Annotated in this window: 11 protein-coding genes; 5 read left to right on the top strand and 6 right to left on the bottom strand. The window is 64.7% G+C overall.

Annotation, left to right across the window (positions count from 1 at the left end; all coding sequences use genetic code 11):
- Position 1: 1 nt before the first annotated feature.
- On the bottom strand, positions 2-745 hold the full coding sequence (locus tag ACLIRY_RS14555; RefSeq protein ID WP_413206137.1) for an aspartate/glutamate racemase family protein: 744 nt from the start codon (positions 743-745) through the stop codon (positions 2-4).
- The gene (locus ACLIRY_RS14560) at positions 742-1,251 is read right to left on the bottom strand and encodes an Lrp/AsnC family transcriptional regulator (RefSeq protein WP_413206138.1); all 510 of its coding nucleotides are present in this window, start codon (positions 1,249-1,251) and stop codon (positions 742-744) included. Before ACLIRY_RS14560 ends, ACLIRY_RS14555 begins: the two co-directional genes overlap by 4 nt.
- Positions 1,252-1,437: 186 nt before the next feature.
- On the opposite strand from ACLIRY_RS14560, the gene ACLIRY_RS14565 reads away from it, so the two are divergent.
- Complete coding sequence (locus tag ACLIRY_RS14565; RefSeq protein WP_413206139.1) at positions 1,438-2,472, top strand: LacI family DNA-binding transcriptional regulator; 1,035 nt, start codon at positions 1,438-1,440, stop codon at positions 2,470-2,472.
- A 194-nt stretch (positions 2,473-2,666) separates the two neighbouring features.
- On the opposite strand, the gene ACLIRY_RS14570 is transcribed toward ACLIRY_RS14565, so the two are convergent.
- Positions 2,667-3,248 carry a YcjF family protein gene (locus ACLIRY_RS14570; RefSeq protein WP_413206140.1) on the bottom strand — a complete coding sequence of 194 codons (582 nt, stop codon included), beginning with the start codon at positions 3,246-3,248 and terminating at the stop codon, positions 2,667-2,669.
- A 324-nt stretch (positions 3,249-3,572) separates the two neighbouring features.
- Between ACLIRY_RS14570 and ACLIRY_RS14575 the strand changes: the two genes are divergently transcribed.
- On the top strand, positions 3,573-4,778 hold the full coding sequence (locus tag ACLIRY_RS14575) for an amidohydrolase family protein (RefSeq protein ID WP_413206141.1): 1,206 nt from the start codon (positions 3,573-3,575) through the stop codon (positions 4,776-4,778).
- Between the two features lie 783 nt (positions 4,779-5,561).
- Here the strand turns inward: ACLIRY_RS14575 and ACLIRY_RS14580 are convergent.
- From ACLIRY_RS14580 to ACLIRY_RS14590, 3 genes are read right to left on the bottom strand one after another with little or no spacing between them, the layout of a single operon-like run.
- Positions 5,562-6,689 carry a prohibitin family protein gene (locus ACLIRY_RS14580; RefSeq protein ID WP_413206142.1) on the bottom strand — a complete coding sequence of 376 codons (1,128 nt, stop codon included), beginning with the start codon at positions 6,687-6,689 and terminating at the stop codon, positions 5,562-5,564.
- On the bottom strand, positions 6,682-8,346 hold the full coding sequence (locus tag ACLIRY_RS14585; protein WP_413206143.1) for a cyclic peptide export ABC transporter: 1,665 nt from the start codon (positions 8,344-8,346) through the stop codon (positions 6,682-6,684). Before ACLIRY_RS14585 ends, ACLIRY_RS14580 begins: the two co-directional genes overlap by 8 nt.
- A gap of 30 nt (positions 8,347-8,376) precedes the next feature.
- The gene (locus ACLIRY_RS14590) at positions 8,377-8,631 is read right to left on the bottom strand and encodes a hypothetical protein (protein WP_413206144.1); all 255 of its coding nucleotides are present in this window, start codon (positions 8,629-8,631) and stop codon (positions 8,377-8,379) included.
- A gap of 631 nt (positions 8,632-9,262) precedes the next feature.
- Here ACLIRY_RS14590 and ACLIRY_RS14595 point away from each other — a divergent pair.
- The 3 genes from ACLIRY_RS14595 (at position 9,263) to ACLIRY_RS14605 (ending at position 21,506) form a co-directional block, all read left to right on the top strand.
- Complete coding sequence (locus tag ACLIRY_RS14595) at positions 9,263-19,972, top strand: SDR family NAD(P)-dependent oxidoreductase (RefSeq protein WP_413206145.1); 10,710 nt, start codon at positions 9,263-9,265, stop codon at positions 19,970-19,972.
- Between the two features lie 38 nt (positions 19,973-20,010).
- Positions 20,011-20,793 (top strand): thioesterase II family protein, encoded by a 783-nt coding sequence (locus tag ACLIRY_RS14600; RefSeq protein ID WP_413206146.1) that lies wholly within the window; start codon positions 20,011-20,013, stop codon positions 20,791-20,793.
- Between the two features lie 131 nt (positions 20,794-20,924).
- Positions 20,925-21,506: an MbtH family protein gene (locus tag ACLIRY_RS14605; protein ID WP_413206147.1), complete on the top strand. Its 582-nt coding sequence runs from the start codon at positions 20,925-20,927 to the stop codon at positions 21,504-21,506.
- Positions 21,507-21,523: the final 17 nt, after the last annotated feature.

Here is a 21,523-nt window from a genome sequence, read left to right on the forward strand (position 1 = left end):
CCTAAAGCGTATAGCCGCGTGTCCGGGCCGTGGCGATCATCTCAAGAAGGTCGATGATGCTGAAAACCGGCAGGCCGGTGGCAGCGCGCAGGGCCGCCGTGTAGGGGGGGAGGTTTGTGCACTCAAGCACGATGGCGCCAAGGTCCGGATGGGCGTCGCGCAGGGCTATGCCCCGGTCGACGACGTCCCGTTCCAGCGTGGCCCGGTCGAAGCCTTCGCCTCCCGGTCCGATTGCCTCGGGTGCTCCGCCGCTGAGGATGGCCCTGCGGAACGCTTCGGACGTTTCCATGCCTTGAATGGAGACCGACAGGTCGGTGCCGATGCCAACGGCGCGGAGGTGGCCTTCCGACAGAACGTCGGCATTGGCCGTCAAAATGCCGACCCGCCGCTTTCGTCCAACCATCTGCGCGACCAGTGGAACCATCATTAACCCCGAGCTCACGACGGGAACCGAAACTGCGGCGGCAACGTCGGCCTGGGCGATGGAGAGGAAACCACAACTGGTCGAAATGACCGCGACCCCCGCCCGTTCCAGGGATTGGGCGGCCCGAATGAAGTCCGGTAACAGGGCGGTCGCGCGGTCCGCTTGGGTAACGACCCGGTCCACAGTGGCGGCTTCAACCGTTTCCAGGATCACAGGATGGGTAAACGATCCTGGATTGCCGATATCGCCGGGGATCCGGGGAAATCGGGTCTTCAACATCATGACGCCTATGGAGGGGAGTATTTTCTGGCTTTCGATCATGGGACAAGGTGGAGCTGAAAGTCCTTGGGCATGGCGGTCGGTACGGGCACGGGGGTGAGCTGCTTGCGGTCGAACTTGCTGGCGAGAATGACGGTGAATTGGGTGGATAGAACCTCTGGCAGTGCGCCGACTTCCTCCAAAATGGCGTCCAGGTCCTCCAGCAAAGGGGCTTCAATCGCGCAGAACAAGTCGTACTCTCCGGAAAGAGCCATGCACTCCCGGATTTCCGGAAAGTCCCGCAGTTTGCTGGCGAGAAGACCACCACGTCCAGAACGGGCCTTGATCATCAGCAATCCCCGGACGTGGGATGTGCTTTCCTTCTCTTCGATGATTGCCGTGTAACCACGAATAGTGCCATTGCGTTCGAGCTTGGTGATGCGTTCATGGACCGTCGATCGCGCCACACGCAAGGACTTGGCCATATCCGATGTGGAGACCCGAGCATTTTCCTTGAGGAGATCGAGAATGCGATGATCCAAACTGTCCCGCCGCGTGGCCTGGGTCATATTTGCCTCTCTTTCGTGCAGCCATGAGTCGTCGGCTTGTTTTTGTGCTTGTCGGCATACGTTCCATGAATATTGAATGGTAAGCCAGTTTGAAAATGATGGATTACCATCATAACGATGATTGAAATCCATCTTCGACGGCGGTTTCCTTCCCTATGAAACGGGAGCGGGACGAAAGCCAAGGCAATGACGCGAAAGAAAAAGGTGACTTTGAAGGACGTCGCTGATTTGGCGGGGGTCGCGATTGCCACTGCCGATCGTGTCCTGAATGGACGCGGCGGGGTTCGTGTCGCGACCGAAGCACGGGTTCTGGAAGCCGCCAGGCGGTTGGGGCTAAACCGCAATCTAGATTTAATTCCCAAAGATACACTGCGATTTGCGGTTGTCATGAATCGGCCTGACCGGGATATCTACATGCGAATCCAGCGTGCCATACTGGACTACGGCACCCGGTTGGCGGGAAAGGGATTCGTTTGCAATTTTCTCTTCTATGCGAGTCAGTTGCCGTCGGACGTGGCCCGTCGGATCGAATCCATTCCCGCGACCTTCGATGGCGCCATCGTGGTGACCTTCGAGCATACCATGGTGACCGACGCGATGGAGCGCCTATGCGAACGGATGCCCGTTGTCACTCTTCTGTCCGATTTGCCCCAAATCGCCCGGATCCACTATGCCGGGAGTGGGAATTGGGAGGCGGGCAAGGTCGCGGGCGACATGATGGGCCGTTTCATCGGCTGCGATGCCGGGCAAGTGATGGTCCTGACCCGCCTTCAACGGTATACGGCCCATCGGGAGCGGGAAATCGCCTTTCGGCAGGTCATGGCCGAGCGCTATCCCGGATTGCGAACCAACCACGTGGTGGAATGCGACACGGGGGACGGCGCGGATATTCGGCGCGCCATGGACTATGTCGCCGAGCATGGCCCCTTCCAGGGGCTTTATAATATTTCTTCATGGAACATTGGGGTTGTCCGTGCCCTGCGCGAGGCGGGGCTGTTGAACGAGGCGGTGCTTGTGACTCATGGGGTGAACCGCCAAGCCCGGGAAATGCTGCGTCTGGAAGAACTGGATCTGATCATTGAATATGCGGTGGAGGATTACGCCTGTCAGGCTTTGGGAGCCTTGCTCCACTACCACGGTCGGCAATCGGAATTCGATCCCAGGCCACGCCACAGGGTGGAGTTTTTTACACGAGAACACTTGCCGCCACGCATGGAATAAAGACCGTCCCTCGGAGCGCTCCCGCACATCAGGTTACCCCGGACGAAGCCGAAATCTCCGCGCACTACCGAAAAAACGCCCAGTGACTTTTCACCATCCAAGGCACCAGACAGGGAATATTTTCCGGTCGCGGGGCAAAGAAAAAGGCCGGGAACCCGCGTTCCCGGCCTTTTTTATCACGCGCCTGCGTCGGGTCAGGCTGCCTGGACCTCCGGATCGGCAGTCTTGCCAGCCCGGGCCGCCTCATACTGTTCTTTGAAATAGCCACGCACCTTTTCCGGATCGAAAGTCAGGAAGGTCCCGCCCGACTCGAAGTGCTGGATGAATACCTTACCCAGCGCCCAGGTCGTGGCGCTGGTCAGCGCGGGCTGCCAGAGGACCGAAGCCACCAAGCCGACGAACGGGATGCTCTTGACCGCCATACCGGTCATATGAGCCGTGGCGATCGGCGCGAAACTACCCACCAGCGCCCCGATAACGTGGCGGACCCGCTCCTGCTTGAATGGGACGCCGTAGATCCCACCGATGTCCGACAGCATCTTCAACTGCGAGGCAAGAACCGCCGCCATGTCGAGGCCTGGAACCGGCACCATGCCACCCGCCGCCGACCAGCCCATATGGTGACGCACCCGCTCCAAAGACGCGAGCTCGTTCGCCGACGGTTCGACCGTCGCGGCGTCCGCCGTCACCGCTTCGCTCGTCTCGTCGGTCGCGGAGGCATCCACCTCTGCGGGCTCGACGTCAGCTTCATCCTTCTTCTTCGCACTATCAACCATATCCACCTCCCAATTGCAGTGTTTCTACCACCCGTCGCATCTGTACCACAACTCGCCCACGGGGGCACGGTAAATCGCTCCCATTCAAAATTTTAGACAGGAACATCGGTAATTCAAGCCCGAGAGCCGACTATCCATTCAGAATCGACATACAAAAGCACTATTGCTTCGCGTCATGTTGCCGAAAAAATAATTCGGCGATCCGACATATTACACGACGATGAAGCATTAGGCAGGGTGAGACATATACCATACGGGTTGACCATTCATTATCCGCAAGCTCATTATGCTGGTTGAAAGCGGTCGCGCCAGCTCTCGAAGGTAGTGACGACCGAGGAATTTGACGCGGAACTTGAAATGGGGAACACGATGCTGGACGGAAGCGGATACCATGGCAGGCTGCTTGATCTCGACATGCACATTCAGCCCTCACCGGATACTTATGAAATCGCCGCTGGCGAAGTCGGGATTCAGTTCGCGAACATGCTTCGCCAGATGAAGGATCAGGTTCCGCCCGACCAGCAAAAACGCGTCACTTCGCTGATCGCTGATGAAACTTCGGTTTTCACCGACGAGACCGTGTGGACCATGAAGGGCGCGGTGGCGCCCGGCGCGTTTACCGCTGATGGTCGGTTGAAGTTGTTGGACCGGATGGGTGTGGCGCGCGCGTTGATTCTCGCCGATCCAGGTATCATGGCGTTGACATTCGCGGACAACGAGCTTGGCGTGCGCACGATGCGCCACTGGAACCGATTCGTCCTCGCCTATATCGAGACGGACCCCGTGCGGCTGCGCGCGGCGGCGTTGCTGAACACGCACGACATCGACGTCGCAATCGACGAGGCGGAGCGGATGCTGAAGGCCGGTTGCCGTGCCTTCGTGCTGCCCAGCGCCAACCCGCCAGGCAAGTTGTCCCCGGCCCACCCGGCGATGGACCGACTGTGGCGCATGATTGAGGAGGCCAACGCGACCGCCGTGCTGCATGCCGGCGGCGAAATGGGCTTCATGTCCAGTTACGATTGGGCGAACGGCGTCGAGCATCTCAACTTCAGCCCCACCGACATCACGTCCGAGTGCGAACAGATCAACATCTTCAACTTCACCGCCCTGCAATATGCCCCGCAAAACTTCCTGACGACCATCGTGCTGGGCGGCGTCTTCGACCGCTTCCCCAACCTGCGTTTCGGGATGTTCGAGTTGGGCGCGGGCTGGTTGGGACCGACCGCTGAAAAGCTGGATCAGATCAACACCATCTACCGGCGGCGGCTGTCGGACGTGCTGTCGATGAAGCCGTCGGAATACATCGAGCGCAATGTCCGTGTCACCCCCTACCGCTTCGAGCCGGTCGCCGATTACGTCGACCGCCACGGTCTGGCCGACTGCTACTGCTACAGCAGCGACTTCCCGCACCCCGAGGGTGGGACCGAGCCGTTGCGGGAGTTTTCTACCCGCATCGACCGGCTGGGCGAGTCCTACGCGGAGCGATTCTTCGTCACCAACGGCGAATGGTTGCTGCCGAACGCGGCCTGACACCCCAAGAGCCCCCATATGGGCCGGGTCAGGGCCTGATCCAGGTCTCGACCCGGCGGTTGACGCGGTGACCGGCCAGCGCGGCGTCACTGGCCAATGGCGCCGACGCCGAGCGGCACCATCTGCCCGGCTAGGAATTTCTCCTCCTCCTGCGCGGCGGCGAAGATCGGGCCAAGCCCCTTTGAGGTTTCCAGATTGCGTTCCGGGTCTCCGCCATCGTTCGAATAGCAGGGGTGGACCAGTTCTTATACCAAGGTGCGGTGAGTTTGCCTCACCGCGCCTTGGAAGCGGCCAAGTGGCCGCCGCGCCTTATGGCGCGTAAAAGCCCGCCTGGCGTTTGAACGCAGGAAAAGCGGCGTGGGTTTCAACCCGCGCCGCTTGGTATTAGAGCGAAATGGGAAAAGTGTATGCGGTTTTCCGCAAGGTACACGACAGTGTCTTTTGGGCTTGGGGTCTGGACTCTTCGGCCCCAGTGGGCGACGGGGCAAAGCCCCGTGACGGGAAAACACCCCCTGTCGTAAACCGTGGGCTTTCCGTCTCATTCCGCTCCAAGTATCTGATTTCAGAAACGTGATCCAATCAGCACCGACATGGGGCGCAGAAGCGGAACAAATCGCGGATGTCTTGCAGAGCCTCCGCATCCAGGGCGTCCGAGCGCCCTTGAAGGGGATGGTGATGTTGACGCTCAGCGTCCCCCGCTTCAGCCCCTTGTCGTAACCGACTGTGGCCCAGAGTGAACCTGAGCCAGCTTGACTCAAGCTGACCCAGGTTCACTCTAGGGCCCTAGGGCTTCGCCCCGTCGGACGTGCCGGACGAGGTCGGTTTGGCGGCAGCCGGTTTCGCGGAAGAGCTCTTCCCGGGCGTGGCCTTGTCCGATGACTTACCGCCAACCGCCGTCGGCTTCGCGTCCGTCTCGGCGCCGGACGACGCATCCTTCCTGACGTCCTCGTACGCCACATCCTCATCGGAATTTTCAGTGTCCTCACTCGGACCAAGCTTCAGCTCCGTGTCGGTCTTGCCGTCGTCGAGACCGCCCAGGATCACCGGCAGCCCGCTCTTGCCAGCGCCAATGACGACGATCTTCGCGTTATTCGACTTGGCGAGCCGCTCGGTCGCCTGGATGCCCTGCCATTGCAGATAGCTTTCGGTCAGGCCCGGCGAGACCTTCAGTTGGAATTTCTCGATGCCGGCGGCCTCGATCTCCTTGCGCTGCGCCTCTTTGGCCTCGCTCAAGAGGCGGAAATCATAGGCCTCGTTCTTCTGTTTCGCCCGGTTCTTCGCCTCGATGGCGGCTGCGACCGACTGGGGCAGGGTGATGCCACGGATCAGCACGTCCCACACCTTGACAAAGCGGAGCGCCGGGCCCGGCCTCCAGTCAGGCTTGAACATCGTGTCCATGCGCTTCTGCACGTCGCCGGTCAGCGCCGCCTCGATGTCTTCACGCCGCCGGGAGAAGATCTCCTCCGGCGTGTTGTTCGAGAAACTGTTCCGCGCCATCGAGGCGACCTGAGGCGCGATCAGTTTTTCCTGGTAGTGCGGACCGACATATTTGGCGAGGTCACCGATCTCGTCGGGGTTCAAGCTGAAGCGATAGACCACATCGACGACCATCTTCAGGCCGTCGGACGACAGCACGTCGAGCTTTTCCTCACCCACCTGAATCTGGCCGTTGAAGATGTACATTTTGTCGGTCGGCAGGATGATATGGATGCCTTCACCGAACAGATGCTGGGTGTCCGTACCGCCACCGAACCGCCGCCACAACACGCCGTAATGGCCGGGGCCGATTGAGACGAACATCTCGTGTCGGAACACCACGACGAAGAACACCACGGCAAAGGTCACCAGCAGCATTTCCGGCGCGCGAAAGGCAAAGAAGCGGCGAACACGTTTCGGTATGAACCTAAGCATTCGCCGTCTCCCCATTGGCTGCTACCCGGGTGTCCATCACGATCCTGCCCTCTTCCAGGTGGATACGGCGATCCGCGAGACCGAAATAGCGGTCGTCGTGGGTCACGCAGATGATCGTGGTGCCCTCGGCCTTCATCTTCGGAATGACGTCATCGTAGAATTTGCGCCGGAAATAGGGGTCCTGGTCCGCCGCCCATTCGTCCAGCACGCAGATCGGCCGCCGTTCCATAATCGCGACGATCAGAGCCAGACGCTTGCGTTGGCCGGCGGACAGGTCGACGGTCGAGAATCCGTTCCCGATAAGCGTCGTCTTGTCCGACAGCTCGAACTCCTCAATCAGCGTCTGCGCCTGTTCAAGCGCCTCCTCGTCGAGGCCGTAGAGCCGCTTGAACAGGTGGTAATCGCTGAACACTGCCGAGAACAGCGCGCGGTAACCGTCGACATCCTCGCGCTCCAACAGCTGCCCGTCGACCTGGATCATTCCCCGCTGCGGCCAGTAGAGCGAGGTCAACAGGCGCATGAACGTTGACTTGCCCGACCCGTTGCCTCCGGAGATGAATACTGTCTCGCCTGCCCGCAGCTTCAGATTGATCGGTCCGACCTGGAAAGGGCAATCGGCATTGCCCTCGTCAAATCGGAAGGTCACGTCGCGCAGTTCGATCTCACGGAAGGTGGCAGGCGCTGCGGAGGCCGGACGCGACACGATCCTGCGCCCGTCCTCCCCGGTCTTGTGCAGTAACCGTTCCAGGTCGGTGATGGCGTTGGCCGACGCGTTGGCGCTGGCCAGGACTGGAATTGACGACACCACGGCGGACAGCGGTGCGAACAGGAACAGTACCGCCGCAGTCGCCTTCACCAGACTGTCGCTGGTGATCTCGCTGAGCATCGGCACCAGGAACACCACCGTGCCCAGCAGCAGGAAGAAGACGTTCTGCGTGAAAACGAAGGTGCGGCCAAACTCCGACTGCGCCTTGGTGCGCTCGTCGGCCGCATTCAGCGAGGCGCGGACCACGTCATCCGTTGACTCGGCAGAGCGGCGGCTGTTGAGCTTGATCTCCTTGAAGCCGTCGAGCACCCCGCCCAACAGATCGTGCAGCCGGTATTCGGCGACCTTAGCCTCTTGAATCGCGGCGTTGATCCGCGCCATTCGGGCCAGATAGAGCCAGGTCGCCACGGCGGTGAAGATCATGGTCAAGACGAACGCGGGCAGAGAGACCAAAATCAGATATAGCGTGGCGAAGATAAGCAACACGCCATCCTGCACCAGCATGCCCAGCATGTTGCCGGACTGGGCGATCGTCTGGATTTCCTTGCTAAGGCCGTTGAAGATGGTCGTCCGACCGACCTTTTCCATACCGTCCAGCTCGCAGGTCCGCAGTTCCTCGACCAACCGACAGCGGATGCGGTGGATGATCCGCTCCACCTCCTGCGCCGTGGAGGACATGACGAAACTCTGCGAAACCGTATAGGCGGCAACGACCAGGATGAACAGTGCGCCCAGTGTGACGATGTCGCTCCGCTCCTCCTGCTTCAGGTTGGCAGCAATGTTGATCAGCGCCAGCACGGCGGCATTGCTGAGTCCAGCGACCGTCGCCATCGCGAGAATGCGCCGCAGACCGGGCACTGCCTCGGTTCGGAGCAGTTGGAGTAATTCCATCAGGCGGCACCCGTCATCGCAGGATCACAGTCACATTGCGCATCCGCAATGCGGGCAATACTTTTTTTCCAACAGCTTCTTGTATTCCTTCTCGCACTGCTTGCACAATTTCATATTCTCCGGTTGGTCGCGGTTCTGATCCATGCGACCGAACAGCAGAATCAGCAAGCCGACGAACGGCGTTAGCATCGCTGCGACGAAGAAATACCCGAAAAACCCCAGCCGCCGTCGCCGCCCGGCAAACGCCACCACCAGACAGAGCAGTAAATAGGAGCCGAAGATCATGGCCGCTTCCTCGTAATGCTGACACCGTTGTTCCGGGCTTAATCCATGGATTTGGGCTGCTTCGGCTTTCGGTCAATGCCGCCCTGAGGACGAATTTCGCCACACGCCCAGGTTCCGATGAGCAACTCGGAGGATATATTATCGCGTGTTTTGATATAATCACACCCGATAAGCGGTTGTAAAGCCCGATGTATCGGCGCAGCCCAATGCCTCCCGGTATCAATTCGCGATTTTTCAGCGTTGAGTGCGACAAAAACTCGACGCTCCATGGGTACCTGCCCGCCCGAGGCTGTTTTACTCTCATTCTATCTATAAGGTTTTACAATCTATAGGTTTTAGACAATTCCGAGATCAGGACCCTCTTTTTGAACATTTGGGTATTCGAAATCCAAAGACGACCATACGGTACCCCGTTAACGCCCTTTTTCCACCTTTCCGCCGAGTTAGGTTATGTCATGATGGAGCGGCAATACCAGGACAGCGATGAAATTCAATTTGATCGCGATACCAACCTTGACCGACGGCCCTTGGTTGCATAGCCTGCACCTCTAGGCGTTTTGTTTCTAAATAAAGACACGTTTGGGTCAGGGCGCATTTCCTGGCTGGCGACACACAATCGGGTGATTTGGTGATGACCATGCGAATTCAGGACGACGACTTGCAGCAATGCGCAGATATGTTGCTGGTGGGCGGTGGGGTGAAGGAATGCGTGATCCTCGACCGGAAAAACCCGGCGGGCCAATCCGACAGAATCGCTTATGTGGTCGTCGACGCGCCACTGGATTTCGACCGGCTGCGGCCCCGGCTGACGGAACGCGTCGGCGGGCGGGTCGCCGCCTTCGTACCCCTCCTCCACATTCCGCTCACCGCCGACGGACAGCCCGACCGCGCCGCCTTGGAGCGGCTGCCCGTCTGGTCCGATGACGCGATTCCGGAGTGGGAGCGCGCGATGGCCGCCCGCCCCGGCATCGACCGCGTCGCCGGCCTGACCGGTCCGCGCGAGGAAAGCCGACGCCACATCCCCGTCGACCGGCTGCTGCGCGACCTGCTGCCGCCGGCCACGGCAGCGCGACAGACCGAGTCAACCGCCGCCTCGGCTGACGCAGAGGAAACCCTTCCGACCGCCGCGCCGTCGCTGAGCGAGGGCGGACCGCTGCCGCAAGTCGCGGACGCGCCGCGCACCTTGCCCGAACTGCTGAGCCGCGCGCCGCAGGACGCCCAGATCATCCAGGTCGAGGCGGACGGATCGCAGCGCATCGGCAGCTACGGCGCCCTGGCGGTGGCCGCGCAGCGGGTGCTGGGCGGCTTGCGCGGGCTGGGTCTCGGGCCGGGCGACAGGGTCATCCTTCAGCTCGACCGCAACGAGGACATTCTGGAAGCCTTCTGGGGGTGCGTGCTGGGCGGCATCCGTCCGGTGATCGTATCCGTTCCCATGGCCTACGACGTGGAGAGCCGACCACTGGATCATCTGATCCACATCTGGGGACTGCTTGACCACCCGCTGATGCTGGCCAGCCCAGCGCGGGCCGACGCGATCACCCGGTCGTCCGCGCTGGTCGGCGCCCGCACCGCGGTCATCGACGATCTGCGCGGCGGCGCGCCCGATGACGCGCTTTACGCCGCGACACCGGACGAGATCGCCTTCTACACCCTGTCGTCGGGCAGCACCGGCGCGCCCAAGGCGGTGATGCTGACGCACGCCAATGTGCTGGCCCGCGCCCAGGGCGTGAACCTGCTGTGCGAGCATGCGTCGGACGACGTGATCCTGAACTGGCTGCCCTTCGACCATGTCGGCAGCATCTCCGACTGGCACATTCGCTGCGTGGCGTTGGGTTGCACGCTGGTCTACGCGCCCAAGGAATATGTGCTCGGGCGGCCACTGAACTGGATGGAACTGATCCACCGCCACCGAGTGACCCACAGCTGGGCGCCCAATTTCGCCTATTCGCTGGTCAGCGGGGCGCTGAAGACCGACCGTCCGGGCGATTGGGATCTGTCCTGCGTCAAGGGCCTGCTGACCGCCGGTGAGATGATCACCCGCGCCGCGACGCGGGAGTTCCTGGCCGGACTCGCCCCCTTCGGCCTGCGTCCGTCGGTAGTGCGGACCGCCTTCGGTATGGCGGAGATGGGATCGGGCGTCACCTATCACCGGCCAGCGGACGGCCGCTCGCTGACCTTTCGCCACATCGACCGGACCTCGCTGGGCGGCGCGCTGCGCCCGGCCGATCCCGACGACGACACCGCCATTTCCTTCGCCAGCCTCGGCCCGGTCATCCCCGGCATGGCCGTGCGCATCGTCGATGACGAGCAGCGGCTGGTGCCGCTGGGCACCGTCGGACACGTACAGTTCCGCGGCGCGGCGGTGTCGCGGGGCTACCATGGCAACACGGAGGCCAACGCCGTCTTCCGCGAAGATGGCTGGTTCGAGACCGGCGACGGCGGCTTCCTCCAGGATGGGGAGCTGTTCCTGACCGGCCGCGTCGGCACCGGAATCATCGTCAACGGCGCCAACTTCTACAATAGTGAGATTGAGGGCACCGTCGAACAGGTGAACGGTGTCACCGCGTCCTTCAGCGCCGCTTGCTCGGTCCGCGCGCCGGGCGATGACCAGCCGAGGCTCGCGGTCTTCTTCCACACACCACTGACCACCGATGCCTTGCTGCGCCCGCTGCTGCGCGCCATCCAGACGCGGCTGACCAAGCAGCTGGGCATCCGCGCGGATTACCTGATCCCGGTGGAGCGAGAGGACATTCCCAAAACCGCCATCGGCAAGATCCAGCACAAGCGCCTGACCGCGCGTTTCGACGCTGGAGATTTCCAGGAGTCACTCGACCGGGCCGACGCGCTGGCGGGGAATGAGCGCACCCTGCCCGACCGCTTCCTGGAGGAGCATTGGCACCGAAAGGCGCTGGTCCACAGCGCGCGGCGCCCAGACGGTGCCTGTCTGGTGGCGCTCGACGACGCTGGCATCGGTCGCCGCGCGGTCGCCGCCCTGACGGCGTCGGGCCTGTCCTGCGTCACCGTCGCGTCGGGTGAGGGGCTGGTCCAGACCGGCCCAACCGAATGGGTGCTGAACCCGGATCGTCCGGAGGAGTTCGCCGAACTTTTGGAGCGTCTGGAACGGGCGGGAACCAGGCTGGACTGCGCGCTGCATATCATGGCTTGCGACATCGCGGCCGACGATTTGGCACACGGCGCCCGCGCGGCGCGCGGGCTGCTGGTCCTCGCCCAGGCCCTGGCCACCCAAAACTCGGACACGCCCGCGCGACTACTGACGCTGTCCTGCAGCGCCGCCGCCGTCCTGCCGGGTGAGGCGGGGAAAGCGGCAGGCTCCGCGCTGGCGGGTGTGGTGGAAGCTGTGGCCCGAACCCTGCCGGGCCTGGAGGTGCGCCACCTTGACCTACCGACGACGCCAGACGATGCGGACCTTGCAGCCGTCGCCCAGGAGCTTCTCACGCCATCAGCCGACACCCACGTCGCGCTGCGCGACGACGCCCGCTGGGTGGCAGGTCTGCGCCGTGTCGACCTCATCGCGCGCGGCGCCGAGGAGGGATGGCGCAACCCGCTGCATCGGCACGGCGTCTACCTACTGAACAACGGCCTGGAGGGTCTGGGACCGGTTCTGGCGGAACACCTGCTGTCCCACCACCACGCCCGCGTCCTGATCCTGGGCCACGCGCCCCTTGCCGAAGGACGGGCTGGCGACGAGCGGGCGGCGGCGTTCCGACGCTTGAAAGCGATGGACGGCGCCTGCGCCTATCTCGCGGCCACACCCGACGACGATTCCATCATCAATGCCGCGCTCGCCGAATGGGGCGGCGCCTTGGACGGCGTGATCCATCTGTCGGCTGCGCCTTCATCCGCCAAGGATAGCCACTCCACCCTCGCCACGGCCTTTGAGGCCGACATGGTCGGCGCATTGGCGCTAGCCCGGCTGGCTCGGTCGCACGACAGCGCCGCCTTCACCCTGTTCTCCACCGCCGACGACCTGTGCGGCGAAAACCCCGCCGCCGCCGCGCTGGCCGCCTTCCACGCCGCGCTGGTCGCCCGACTGGAAGCGGAGGGCGTGCCGATCCATGGTGCCCGCATCCAGGACCTCGCCGACGCCGACCCGCGGCGCGGGCTGAACGCGCTGCTCATCGGGCTGCGGCTGGGCCGGGGTCGGCTGCTGATCGGGCTGGAGGAAAGCGACACCCGCATCCGCGCCCGCCGAACCGATGGCCCTTTGGAGCCGACCAGCCGAACCGCCTTCTACACCGCCAGCCGCCTGATCACTCCGGAGGAGGCCGGGCTGCCCTCGCCGGTCGACGCCTACGGCACCCCGACGCCCTGCGACTTCATCCAGTTGCGCGAACCGGAGACGGCGGCGCTGGAACAGATCGAGCTGTGGCCCTCGGTCGCCGAATATTACGTGTACGATGATCTGATCTACTACGCGCTGGCCAACGACCATTTGCGCAACGAGAAATACGTCGCGGCGCTGGAACGCACGGTGAAGGGCAAGATCGTCGTCGATGTCGGCACCGGCAAGGAAGCGATCCTCTCCCGGCTGGCCTTGCAGGCCGGCGCACGCAAGGTCTACGCCATCGAAAAGGGCGACGAGGCCTATGAACTGGCCGTCGCCCACATCGAAAGCCTTGGCCTGTCCGACCGCATCACCGTCTTCCACGGTCTGGCGGGCGAGGTCGAGCTGCCGGAGCTCGCGGACGTCTGCGTGTCGGAGATCGTCGGCCCGATCGGCGGCTGCGAGGGCGCCGCGGTCATCATCAACGACGCCCACCGGCTGCTGAAGCCGGGCGGCATCATGATTCCATCGCGCAGCGTCACCAAGATCGCGGTCGCCACCCTACCCGACGAGATCCTGCGCAATCCGGGCTTCCACCGCGTTCCGGCCTCCTACACCGAGAAGATCTTCGCGCAGATCGGCCGCCCCTTCGACCTGCGCGTCTGCATCAAGAAGTTCCCGCAGGACCATCTGCTGTCATCGGCCGACGTGTACGAGGATCTGGACTTCAGCCGCCCGACCCAGCTGGAGGACCGGCACGACATCGCGCTGACCGTCGAGACCGCTGGGCGCTTCGACGGCTTTCTGGTCTGGCTCACCCTCCACACCATCGAGGGCGAAGTCATCGACATCCTGGAAAACGAACACAGCTGGCTGCCCGTCTATCTGCCAGTGTTCGAACCGGGCATCGAGGTCACCCCTGGCGACCGGGTGGAGGCGACGGTAACCCGGCGCATCTGCGGAAACGGGCTGAACCCCGACTTCACGGTCGAGGGTCGGCTGATCCGCGCGTCGGGCGAGGCGGTCGCCGTCCACCACACCTCCTTCCATTACGAGGCGCCGTTCCGCGCGCATCCCTTCTACGAGCGGCTGTTCGCCGAGGACGCCTTCGGCCGCCTGCCCTCCTGTCGTCCGGGCACGCCGCTGCATTATCTGCGAGAAATGCCTCTGACCATCACCGGTGCCATCGACCGCGAGAAGCTGGCGACGGTGCTAAGCGAGCAGGAGCGAGGCGCGGCGGCTGGCGCGGTGCCCGCGTCGGAGATGGAACTCCGCATCGCCGAGGTGTGGACGGACCTGCTTGGCGTAACCGAGGTCGGGCTGGACGACAGCTTCTTCGAGTTGGGCGGCCACTCCCTGCTGCTGGTCCAGGCGCATCATCGCTTGGCGGAGCTGTTCGGGCCACGTCTGGCGTTGGTCGATCTGTTCAATTTCCCCACCATCCGCGCGCTGGTGGCGGCACTCGCAGACGACAGCCCCAAAGCCAATCCCTCGCAACGGGGCTCCGACCGGGCCAAGGCGCGCGGTCGCGCGCTTGGTGGTCGAACTGGAGACGGGCCCGAGGCTGAGGGCAAGGGCGGTCGCGACATCGCGGTGATCGGCATGGCCTGCCGGTTCCCCGGCGCCGACGATCCCGACGCCTTCTGGCGCAATCTGGCCAACGGCACCGAATCCATCACCTTCTTCAGCGAGGAGGAAGTCCTTGCCTCGGGCATCGACCCGTCGGTGGTCCGCCGCCCCGGCTATGTGAAGGCCAGTCCGGTCCTGTCGGACATCAAGGGCTTCGACGCGGAGTTCTTCGGCTACGGCGCGCAGGACGCGACGCTGATGGATCCGCAGCAGCGACTGCTGCTGGAATGCGGGTGGGAGGCAATGGAGAACGCCGGCTACGACCCGATCAGCTATCCCGGCGAGATCGGCGTCTATGCCGGCGGCAGCATAAACACCTATCTGCTGAACAACGTCATGCCGAACCGGGGAAGTCTGGATCTGATCGACGATCTGGACGTCATGACGGCGGATTCGATGGGCGGCTTCCAGCTGATGGTGGCCAACGACAAGGACTATCTGAACACCCGGCTGTCCTACAAACTCAATCTGCGCGGTCCCAGCGTCAACGTGCAGACGGCATGCTCCACCGGTCTGGTGGTCATCCATATGGCCTGCCAGTCGTTGCTGAATGGCGAGGCCGACATGTTCCTGGCCGCCGGGTCCGCCGTGCAGGTGCCGGATTGCGCCGGGCACCTCTATCAGGACGGCATGATCGTGTCGCCGGACGGCCATTGCCGGGCCTTCGATGCCAAGGCCAAGGGCACCATCTTCGGCAGTGGCGTCGGCGTCGTTCTGTTGAAGCGGCTGGACGACGCGATCCGCGATGGCGACCACATCCACGCGGTAATCAAGGGCTCGTCCGTCAACAACGACGGCGGCGTCAAGGTCGGCTTCATGGCCCCCTCGGGCGAAGGCGAAGCATCGGCGGTAGCCGAGGCGCTGGCCATGGCCGACGTGTCGGCGGAAACCATCGGCTTCGTCGAAGCGCACGGCACCGGCACCGAGATGGGCGACCCGATCGAGGTCAACGCCCTGACCCAGGCCTTCCGCCTGAGCACCGAGGCGACCGGCTTCTGCGCCATCGGATCGGTCAAAACCAACATCGGACACATGCAGATCGCCTCGGGCATGGGCGGCTTCATCAAAACGGTGCTGGCGCTCGGCAACAAGGCGATCCCGGCCAGCCTGCATTACGAAACGCCGAACCCGGCCATCGACTTTCCCAGCAGCCCCTTCTACGTGCCGACCCGGCTGACCCCCTGGCCCGCGCCGGACGGGGCGCCACGCCGCGCCGGCGTAAACTCGCTGGGCATCGGCGGGACCAACGCCCATGTGATCCTGGAGGAGGCGCCCGCCGTCGCTCCGGTCGTGGCGGAGTTTGAGCGCCCGCGCCACATCCTGACCCTGTCGGCGCGCAACGAGACGGCGCTGGCCCAGCTTGTCGGTCGTTACGCCGCTTACTTGCGCGACCATCCCGACGCCCCGGCGGCGGATGTCTGCTTCACCGCCAACACCGGCCGCAAAGCCTTCGACCACCGTCTCGGTGTCACCGGCGCCACGGCGGAGGAGCTTGCCACCGCCCTGGAGAGCGCGTTGACCGGGACCGACAGCGCGCGGGGACAGTCGACAGCCGTCGGCAACGAGCGCGTCGCCTTCCTGTTCACCGGGCAGGGTGCGCAATATGCGGGCATGGGGCGAGAGCTCTACGAGACACAACCGGTGTTCCGCGAGACGCTCGACCGCTGCGCCGACATCCTGGCACCGCTGCTCGACCGGCCGCTGACCGACATGCTCTATGCCGACGATCCTGACGTGGATCTCGACGACACGCTCTACACCCAGCCAGCGCTGTTCGCGGTCGATTACGCGCTGGCCCAGACGTGGATGTCCTGGGGCGTGGTGCCCGACGCGGTGATGGGGCACAGCTTGGGCGAATATGTCGCGGCCTGTGTGGCCGGGGTGTTTAGCCTGGAGGAGGCTTTGGCACTGGTCGTGACCCGCGCCCGCCTGATGCGCGAGCTGCCAGGCGACGGGGAGATGCTGGCCGTCTTCGCCGACCGGACGGACGTGGAGCCGCTGCTGGCAGCCCACGTCGGTCGAATCGACGTCGCGGCAGAGAACGGCCCTGCGCACACCGTGCTGTCCGGGACCAAGGAGGCTATCGCCGCCGTCCGCGCTGCGCTCGAAGGCCAGGGCAGCGCCTGCCGGACGCTGCGCACCTCGCATGCTTTCCACTCACCGCTGATGGAGCCGATGCTCGATGCCTTCGCCCAGGCGGCCGGGCGGGTGAATTTTGGCGCGCCGGTCATTCCGCTGATCTCCAACGTCACCGGAGCCTTCGCCACCGACGAGGTGACGAAGGTGGACTACTGGTGCCGCCACATCCGCCAGCCGGTCCTGTTCCAGACCGGTATCGAATCCCTCGCCGCGTCGGGTGTGACCACCTTCCTGGAGGTCGGGCCGAAGGCGACCCTGCTCGGCCTCGCCGCAGCCTGTCTGGATAGCGACATGGTGCGACTGCTGCCAAGCATCACCGAAAACCGACCGGATTGGGAGCCGCTGCTCGACAGTCTGGCGCAGCTCGCGGTGCGCGGGTCGGTGGATTGGGCAGGTTTCGACGCGGGTTATCCGCGCCGCCGCCTGCCGCTGCCGACCTATCCGTTCCAACGCCAGCGCTACTGGCTCGACCGGCCGGTCGGCGACGCCAAACCGAAGCGTCGCTCTGCGGGCACGGGCGCGGCGCCATTGCTCGGTCGGCGCGTCCGCGTGCCAACACTGGGCGCCACCGTCTATGAGACCTGCTTTGGCGCCAGCGAACCGCCGCTGCTTGGCGATCACCGGGTGTTCGGCGAGGTGGTGGTCTCCGGCGCCTGCCATCTGTCGATGATGTTGGCCGCTGTCGCCAAGATGCGGAAAGGCGTCGTCAGCACGGTCCACGACGTCAGCTTCCTTCAGCCGCTGGTCATCCCCGGGGAACGCGAAACGACCGTCCAGGTCGTGCTGACGCCGCAGGGGGAACGCACCGCGCTGCGGGTTGTCAGCTTCGTGAGCAGCCCGGAAGCCGACGATGACGCCGATCCCGTGGCGACCACCCATGTGGAGGCGACGGCCGTCACCGATGCCCCCCCTGCCGCCCCGACCGACGGTCAATCCCGCAGCGCGGTGTGGGACCGCTGCGGGCAAGAGATTGCTGCGGAGGACTTCTATCAGGCGCAGGCCGACCGGGACATCGGGCTCGGCCCCAGTTACCGCTGGATCCGGGCGCTTCGCCTTGGTGACGCGGAAGCGGTGTGCACTCTGGCTATGCCCAGGTCGCTGGGCGGAGTGGCGGCGCGGCCGCTCCATCCCGGCCTGCTCGACGCCGCCTTCGGACTGCTGCTCGCTGCGGCGCCGCTGGAGGCGGGCGACACTTGGCTGCCCTTCGCCATCGAGGCTGTGCGCGTCCACGCCGACCCGAACCCGGACGGCGCCTGGGCGCATCTAACCCTGCGCGAGACCGGCAGCGCCGACCGGGTGGCCGCCGATGTGCGGCTCTACGACCGCGACGACCGTCCGGTGCTGGAGTTCATCGGCTTCGAGGGTCGGCGGGCGCGCGGCGAGGATATCCGCCGCCTCGGCGCCACCACCCCACGCAACCGGCTCTACGCCAAGGACTGGCGCACGCTCGCCCCGGCGGTGGCCCCAGTCGAGGAGGAGCCGGTCGGCCGCTGGCTGCTGCTGGCGGACGCGAACGGCGTCGCGGAGGGGCTGGTGAAGCCGCTGACCGCCGATGGCGCGCGCTGCGTGCTGGCCTTCGCCGGCGGGGGCTTCGCGACGCTCGGCCCTGACCGTTACCAGGTCGACCCGACCCAGCCGGAGGACTTCGCGCGCCTGCTGCGCGACAGTCTGGCCCCCGGCGAGCGCTTCGCGGGCGTGGTCCATCTGTGGAGCCTCGACGAGACCACGCCCGACGCGAACGGCGGCCGCAGCCACGCCTGTGCCGGCGCCCTGCATCTGGTTCAGGCACTGGACAAGGCGGACGCGCTCGAAGCCGCCCGGCTCTGGCTGGTCACGCGTGGCGCACGGGTCCTGCCCGGCGACGCGGAACCGCCGCGCGTCGAACAGGCACCGCTGTGGGGCCTCGGGCTGACGCTGGCGCTGGAATATCCGCAGACCCACGCCGCTTGTGTCGATCTCGACCCGGCGAGTCCCGCGCCCGACACCGACCTGCTCGCCACGCTACGCACCCCCGACGACGAGGGCGAGGTGGCCTGGCGCCGCGGCGAACGGCTGGTCGCTCGTCTGGTCGAGCACAAGACGCCCTTGGCCGACCAGCCGGTCGCAATCCGCGCCGATGGCGGTTATCTGATCACCGGTGGCCTCGGCGCACTCGGCCTGCTCACCGCCGAATGGCTGGTTGAGCAAGGGGCGCGGCACCTCACGCTGGTCGGCCGTCGGCCTCCGACACCGGAAGCGCTGGAGGTCATCGCCCGCATGGAGCAGGCGGGGGCCACCGTCCGCACGGATCAGGCCGACGTCGCCGACGGCGAGGCCATGGCAGCGCTGATCGCCAACTTCGGGGATAGCGCGCCCGCGCTGCGCGGCGTCTTCCACGCGGCGGGTGGCATCGCCGACGGCATGATGATCGACCAGCCGTGGGAGCGCTTTGCCGACATCCTGCCTGCGAAGACCGCAGGGGCGTGGCATCTGCACCGACTGACCCGCGACCTGGATCTCGACGTCTTTGCACTGTTCTCCTCGGCCGCGTCACTGTTAGGCAACCCGGGGCAGGCCAACTACGCTGCCGCGAACGCCTTCCTCGACACGCTGGCCCATCACCGCAAGGCGCTGGGGCTACCGGCAACCGCCATCAACTGGGGGCCGTGGGATCGGGTCGGCATCGCCGATCCCGCAATCCGCGAGCGGCTGGCCCGCCAAGGCTTCGCGGCGATCCGGCCGGACGACGGGCTCGACCTGCTCGGCCGACTTCTGGCGGACGAGGCCGCCCAGATCAGCGTGCTCGACGCCGATTGGCGGGTTTATCTCGGCCAGCTCGCCAAACCGGCGAGCCTGTTCCGGGAGCTTCGCGAGGCGGCGAAGATGGCGGAGACGCCATCGCAGACCGACGGTGGGCCGCTGGCCCGGCTTGGCGACGCGGCGCAGGAGGAGCGCCTAACGATCCTCGACGCGCTGGTGCGCGACACACTGCGCCAGGTGCTGGGCGTGACCGATGCCACCCTCGACCCCCACCGGCCGCTGACCGAGCAGGGGCTGGACTCCCTGATGGCGGTGCAGGTCCGCAACGCCATCGCCGGTTCGCTGGCCCTCTCGCTGCCGGTCAGTCTGGTTTTCAACCACCCGACCGTGGCCGACATCGTCAGCTTCCTCGACGCAACGCTGGCCGAACACGCCACCGAAGCGACAAGCCGCGGAGCGAAACCTCACTCCTATAGCGATCAAATTCGCGAAGACGCTCTTGATTTGCTAGCTGACATCGACGGATTGCTTTATGAAGGTGCATCGTAAATGGCATTGCTCAATTCTGATCGTATGAAGGTGTGTCCGTGACGTTCCAGCAAAGCACCCTCGCCCGCGAAACGAGCAGCCAGCCGGTTCAATTCAACCGTTGGATAACCTGCCCGTCACCCAATCCAGCGGCCCCGCTGCGGCTGTTCTGCCTGCCCTTCGCCGGCGGCGGCGCATCGGTCTTTCGCGGCTGGGGACAGAGCCTGTCGTCGGTGGAGCTGTGTCCGATTCAGCTACCCGGCCGGGAAAACCGGTTGAGCGAACCGTCCTTCACCACGATGGGCGACCTTGTGGAGCGGCTGGCCGAGGAAATCATGCCCTTTACCGACAAGCCCTTCGCGCTGTTCGGCCACAGCATGGGGGCGTTGGTCTCCTTCGAGTTGACCCGCGCGCTGCGGCGACGCAGCGCGCCGTTGCCGACGATGCTGTTCCTGTCGGCCATGCGTGCCGCCCATCTGCCGCTGCACCGCGAGCCGCTGCACGGGCTGGACGACGCGGCGTTCCTGGCGGCGGTCAAGCGGTTCGGCGGCACGCCCAGCGACGTGTTCCAGCATCCTGAGCTCATCGAGCTGATCCTGCCGACGCTGCGCGCCGACCTGAGGCTATGCGACGGCTACCGGTTCGAGCCGGACGCGCCGCTCGACTGCCCCTTCATCCTCTACGCTGGCCGCCAGGACGGCGAGGCGACGCCGACCGATGTCGAGCCCTGGAGACAACACACGACCCGCGGCGCCCGCCTGCGCATCTTTCCGGGCGACCATTTCTTTCTGCGCTCCGACCGCGACCTGCTGATGCGGGCGATGGCGAGCGCCTTGGCATAGAGTGCAATGGGATCAGCTTGGAACAAGCTGGCCCCATTTCACTCTCGTTATATAGAGTTTAGAGTGGCTTCGAGACCATGTTTAGCGCGGTGCCGAAACCGCCAAAAAATTATTGAACGGGGGAGCAAGCGATGCCGAAGGACGAACTGGAAGGCACGACGCGCTACATCGTGGTGATCAACCACGAGGAGCAATATTCAATCTGGCCGGAAGGGCGCGAGCTGCCGCTCGGCTGGTCGGCTGAGGGCAAGAGCGGCAGCCGCGCCGCATGCCTGGAGCACATCAACGCGGTGTGGACCGACATGCGGCCGCTTAGCCTGCGTCGCCAGATGGAAGCGCTGGCCGACGCCCCGCCGACCGAAGCGCCGCCCCCCTCCGATGACGGAGAGGAGGACGGCCTCGTCCACCGCCTCGCGGAGGGCAGCCACCCCGTCGAGATCGCGCTTCGGCTGGAGAAGACCGCCGCCGCGCTGCGCGAGGCGGTCGAGCGCGGCTATGTTTATGTCCGCTTCCCCGAGACCCGTGGCGGCACCGAACTGGGTATACGGCTCGACCACGCGGCCTGCGACCTGAGCGGAGCCGACTTCGCCACCGGCACGGGCCGCGCGAAGCTTGTCGGCGGGCTGACGCTGGACTTCACCCCCGTGCGCTGCGTCGCGGAAGTCGATCTGGCGACATTGGGCGGCAGCGGACGCCTTGAGATCGTCACTTGAAATCTTGCGGGGCTGAC

Origin of the sequence: Rhodospirillum sp. A1_3_36 (assembly GCF_047263945.1) — a bacterium.
Classification (GTDB): Bacteria; Pseudomonadota; Alphaproteobacteria; order Rhodospirillales; family Rhodospirillaceae; genus Rhodospirillum.

Excerpts from the sequence above, each read along its gene's own strand:
- ACLIRY_RS14580 (WP_413206142.1), bottom strand. The coding sequence starts at position 6,689 with ATGCTTAGGTTCATACCGAAACGTGTTCGCCGCTTCTTTGCCTTTCGC.
- ACLIRY_RS14560 (WP_413206138.1), bottom strand. The coding sequence starts at position 1,251 with ATGACCCAGGCCACGCGGCGGGACAGTTTGGATCATCGCATTCTCGAT.
- ACLIRY_RS14585 (WP_413206143.1), bottom strand. The coding sequence starts at position 8,346 with ATGGAATTACTCCAACTGCTCCGAACCGAGGCAGTGCCCGGTCTGCGG.
- ACLIRY_RS14595 (WP_413206145.1), top strand. The coding sequence starts at position 9,263 with ATGACCATGCGAATTCAGGACGACGACTTGCAGCAATGCGCAGATATG.
- ACLIRY_RS14555 (WP_413206137.1), bottom strand. The coding sequence starts at position 745 with ATGATCGAAAGCCAGAAAATACTCCCCTCCATAGGCGTCATGATGTTG.
- ACLIRY_RS14570 (WP_413206140.1), bottom strand. The coding sequence starts at position 3,248 with ATGGTTGATAGTGCGAAGAAGAAGGATGAAGCTGACGTCGAGCCCGCA.
- ACLIRY_RS14565 (WP_413206139.1), top strand. The coding sequence starts at position 1,438 with ATGACGCGAAAGAAAAAGGTGACTTTGAAGGACGTCGCTGATTTGGCG.
- ACLIRY_RS14605 (WP_413206147.1), top strand. The coding sequence starts at position 20,925 with ATGCCGAAGGACGAACTGGAAGGCACGACGCGCTACATCGTGGTGATC.
- ACLIRY_RS14590 (WP_413206144.1), bottom strand. The coding sequence starts at position 8,631 with ATGATCTTCGGCTCCTATTTACTGCTCTGTCTGGTGGTGGCGTTTGCC.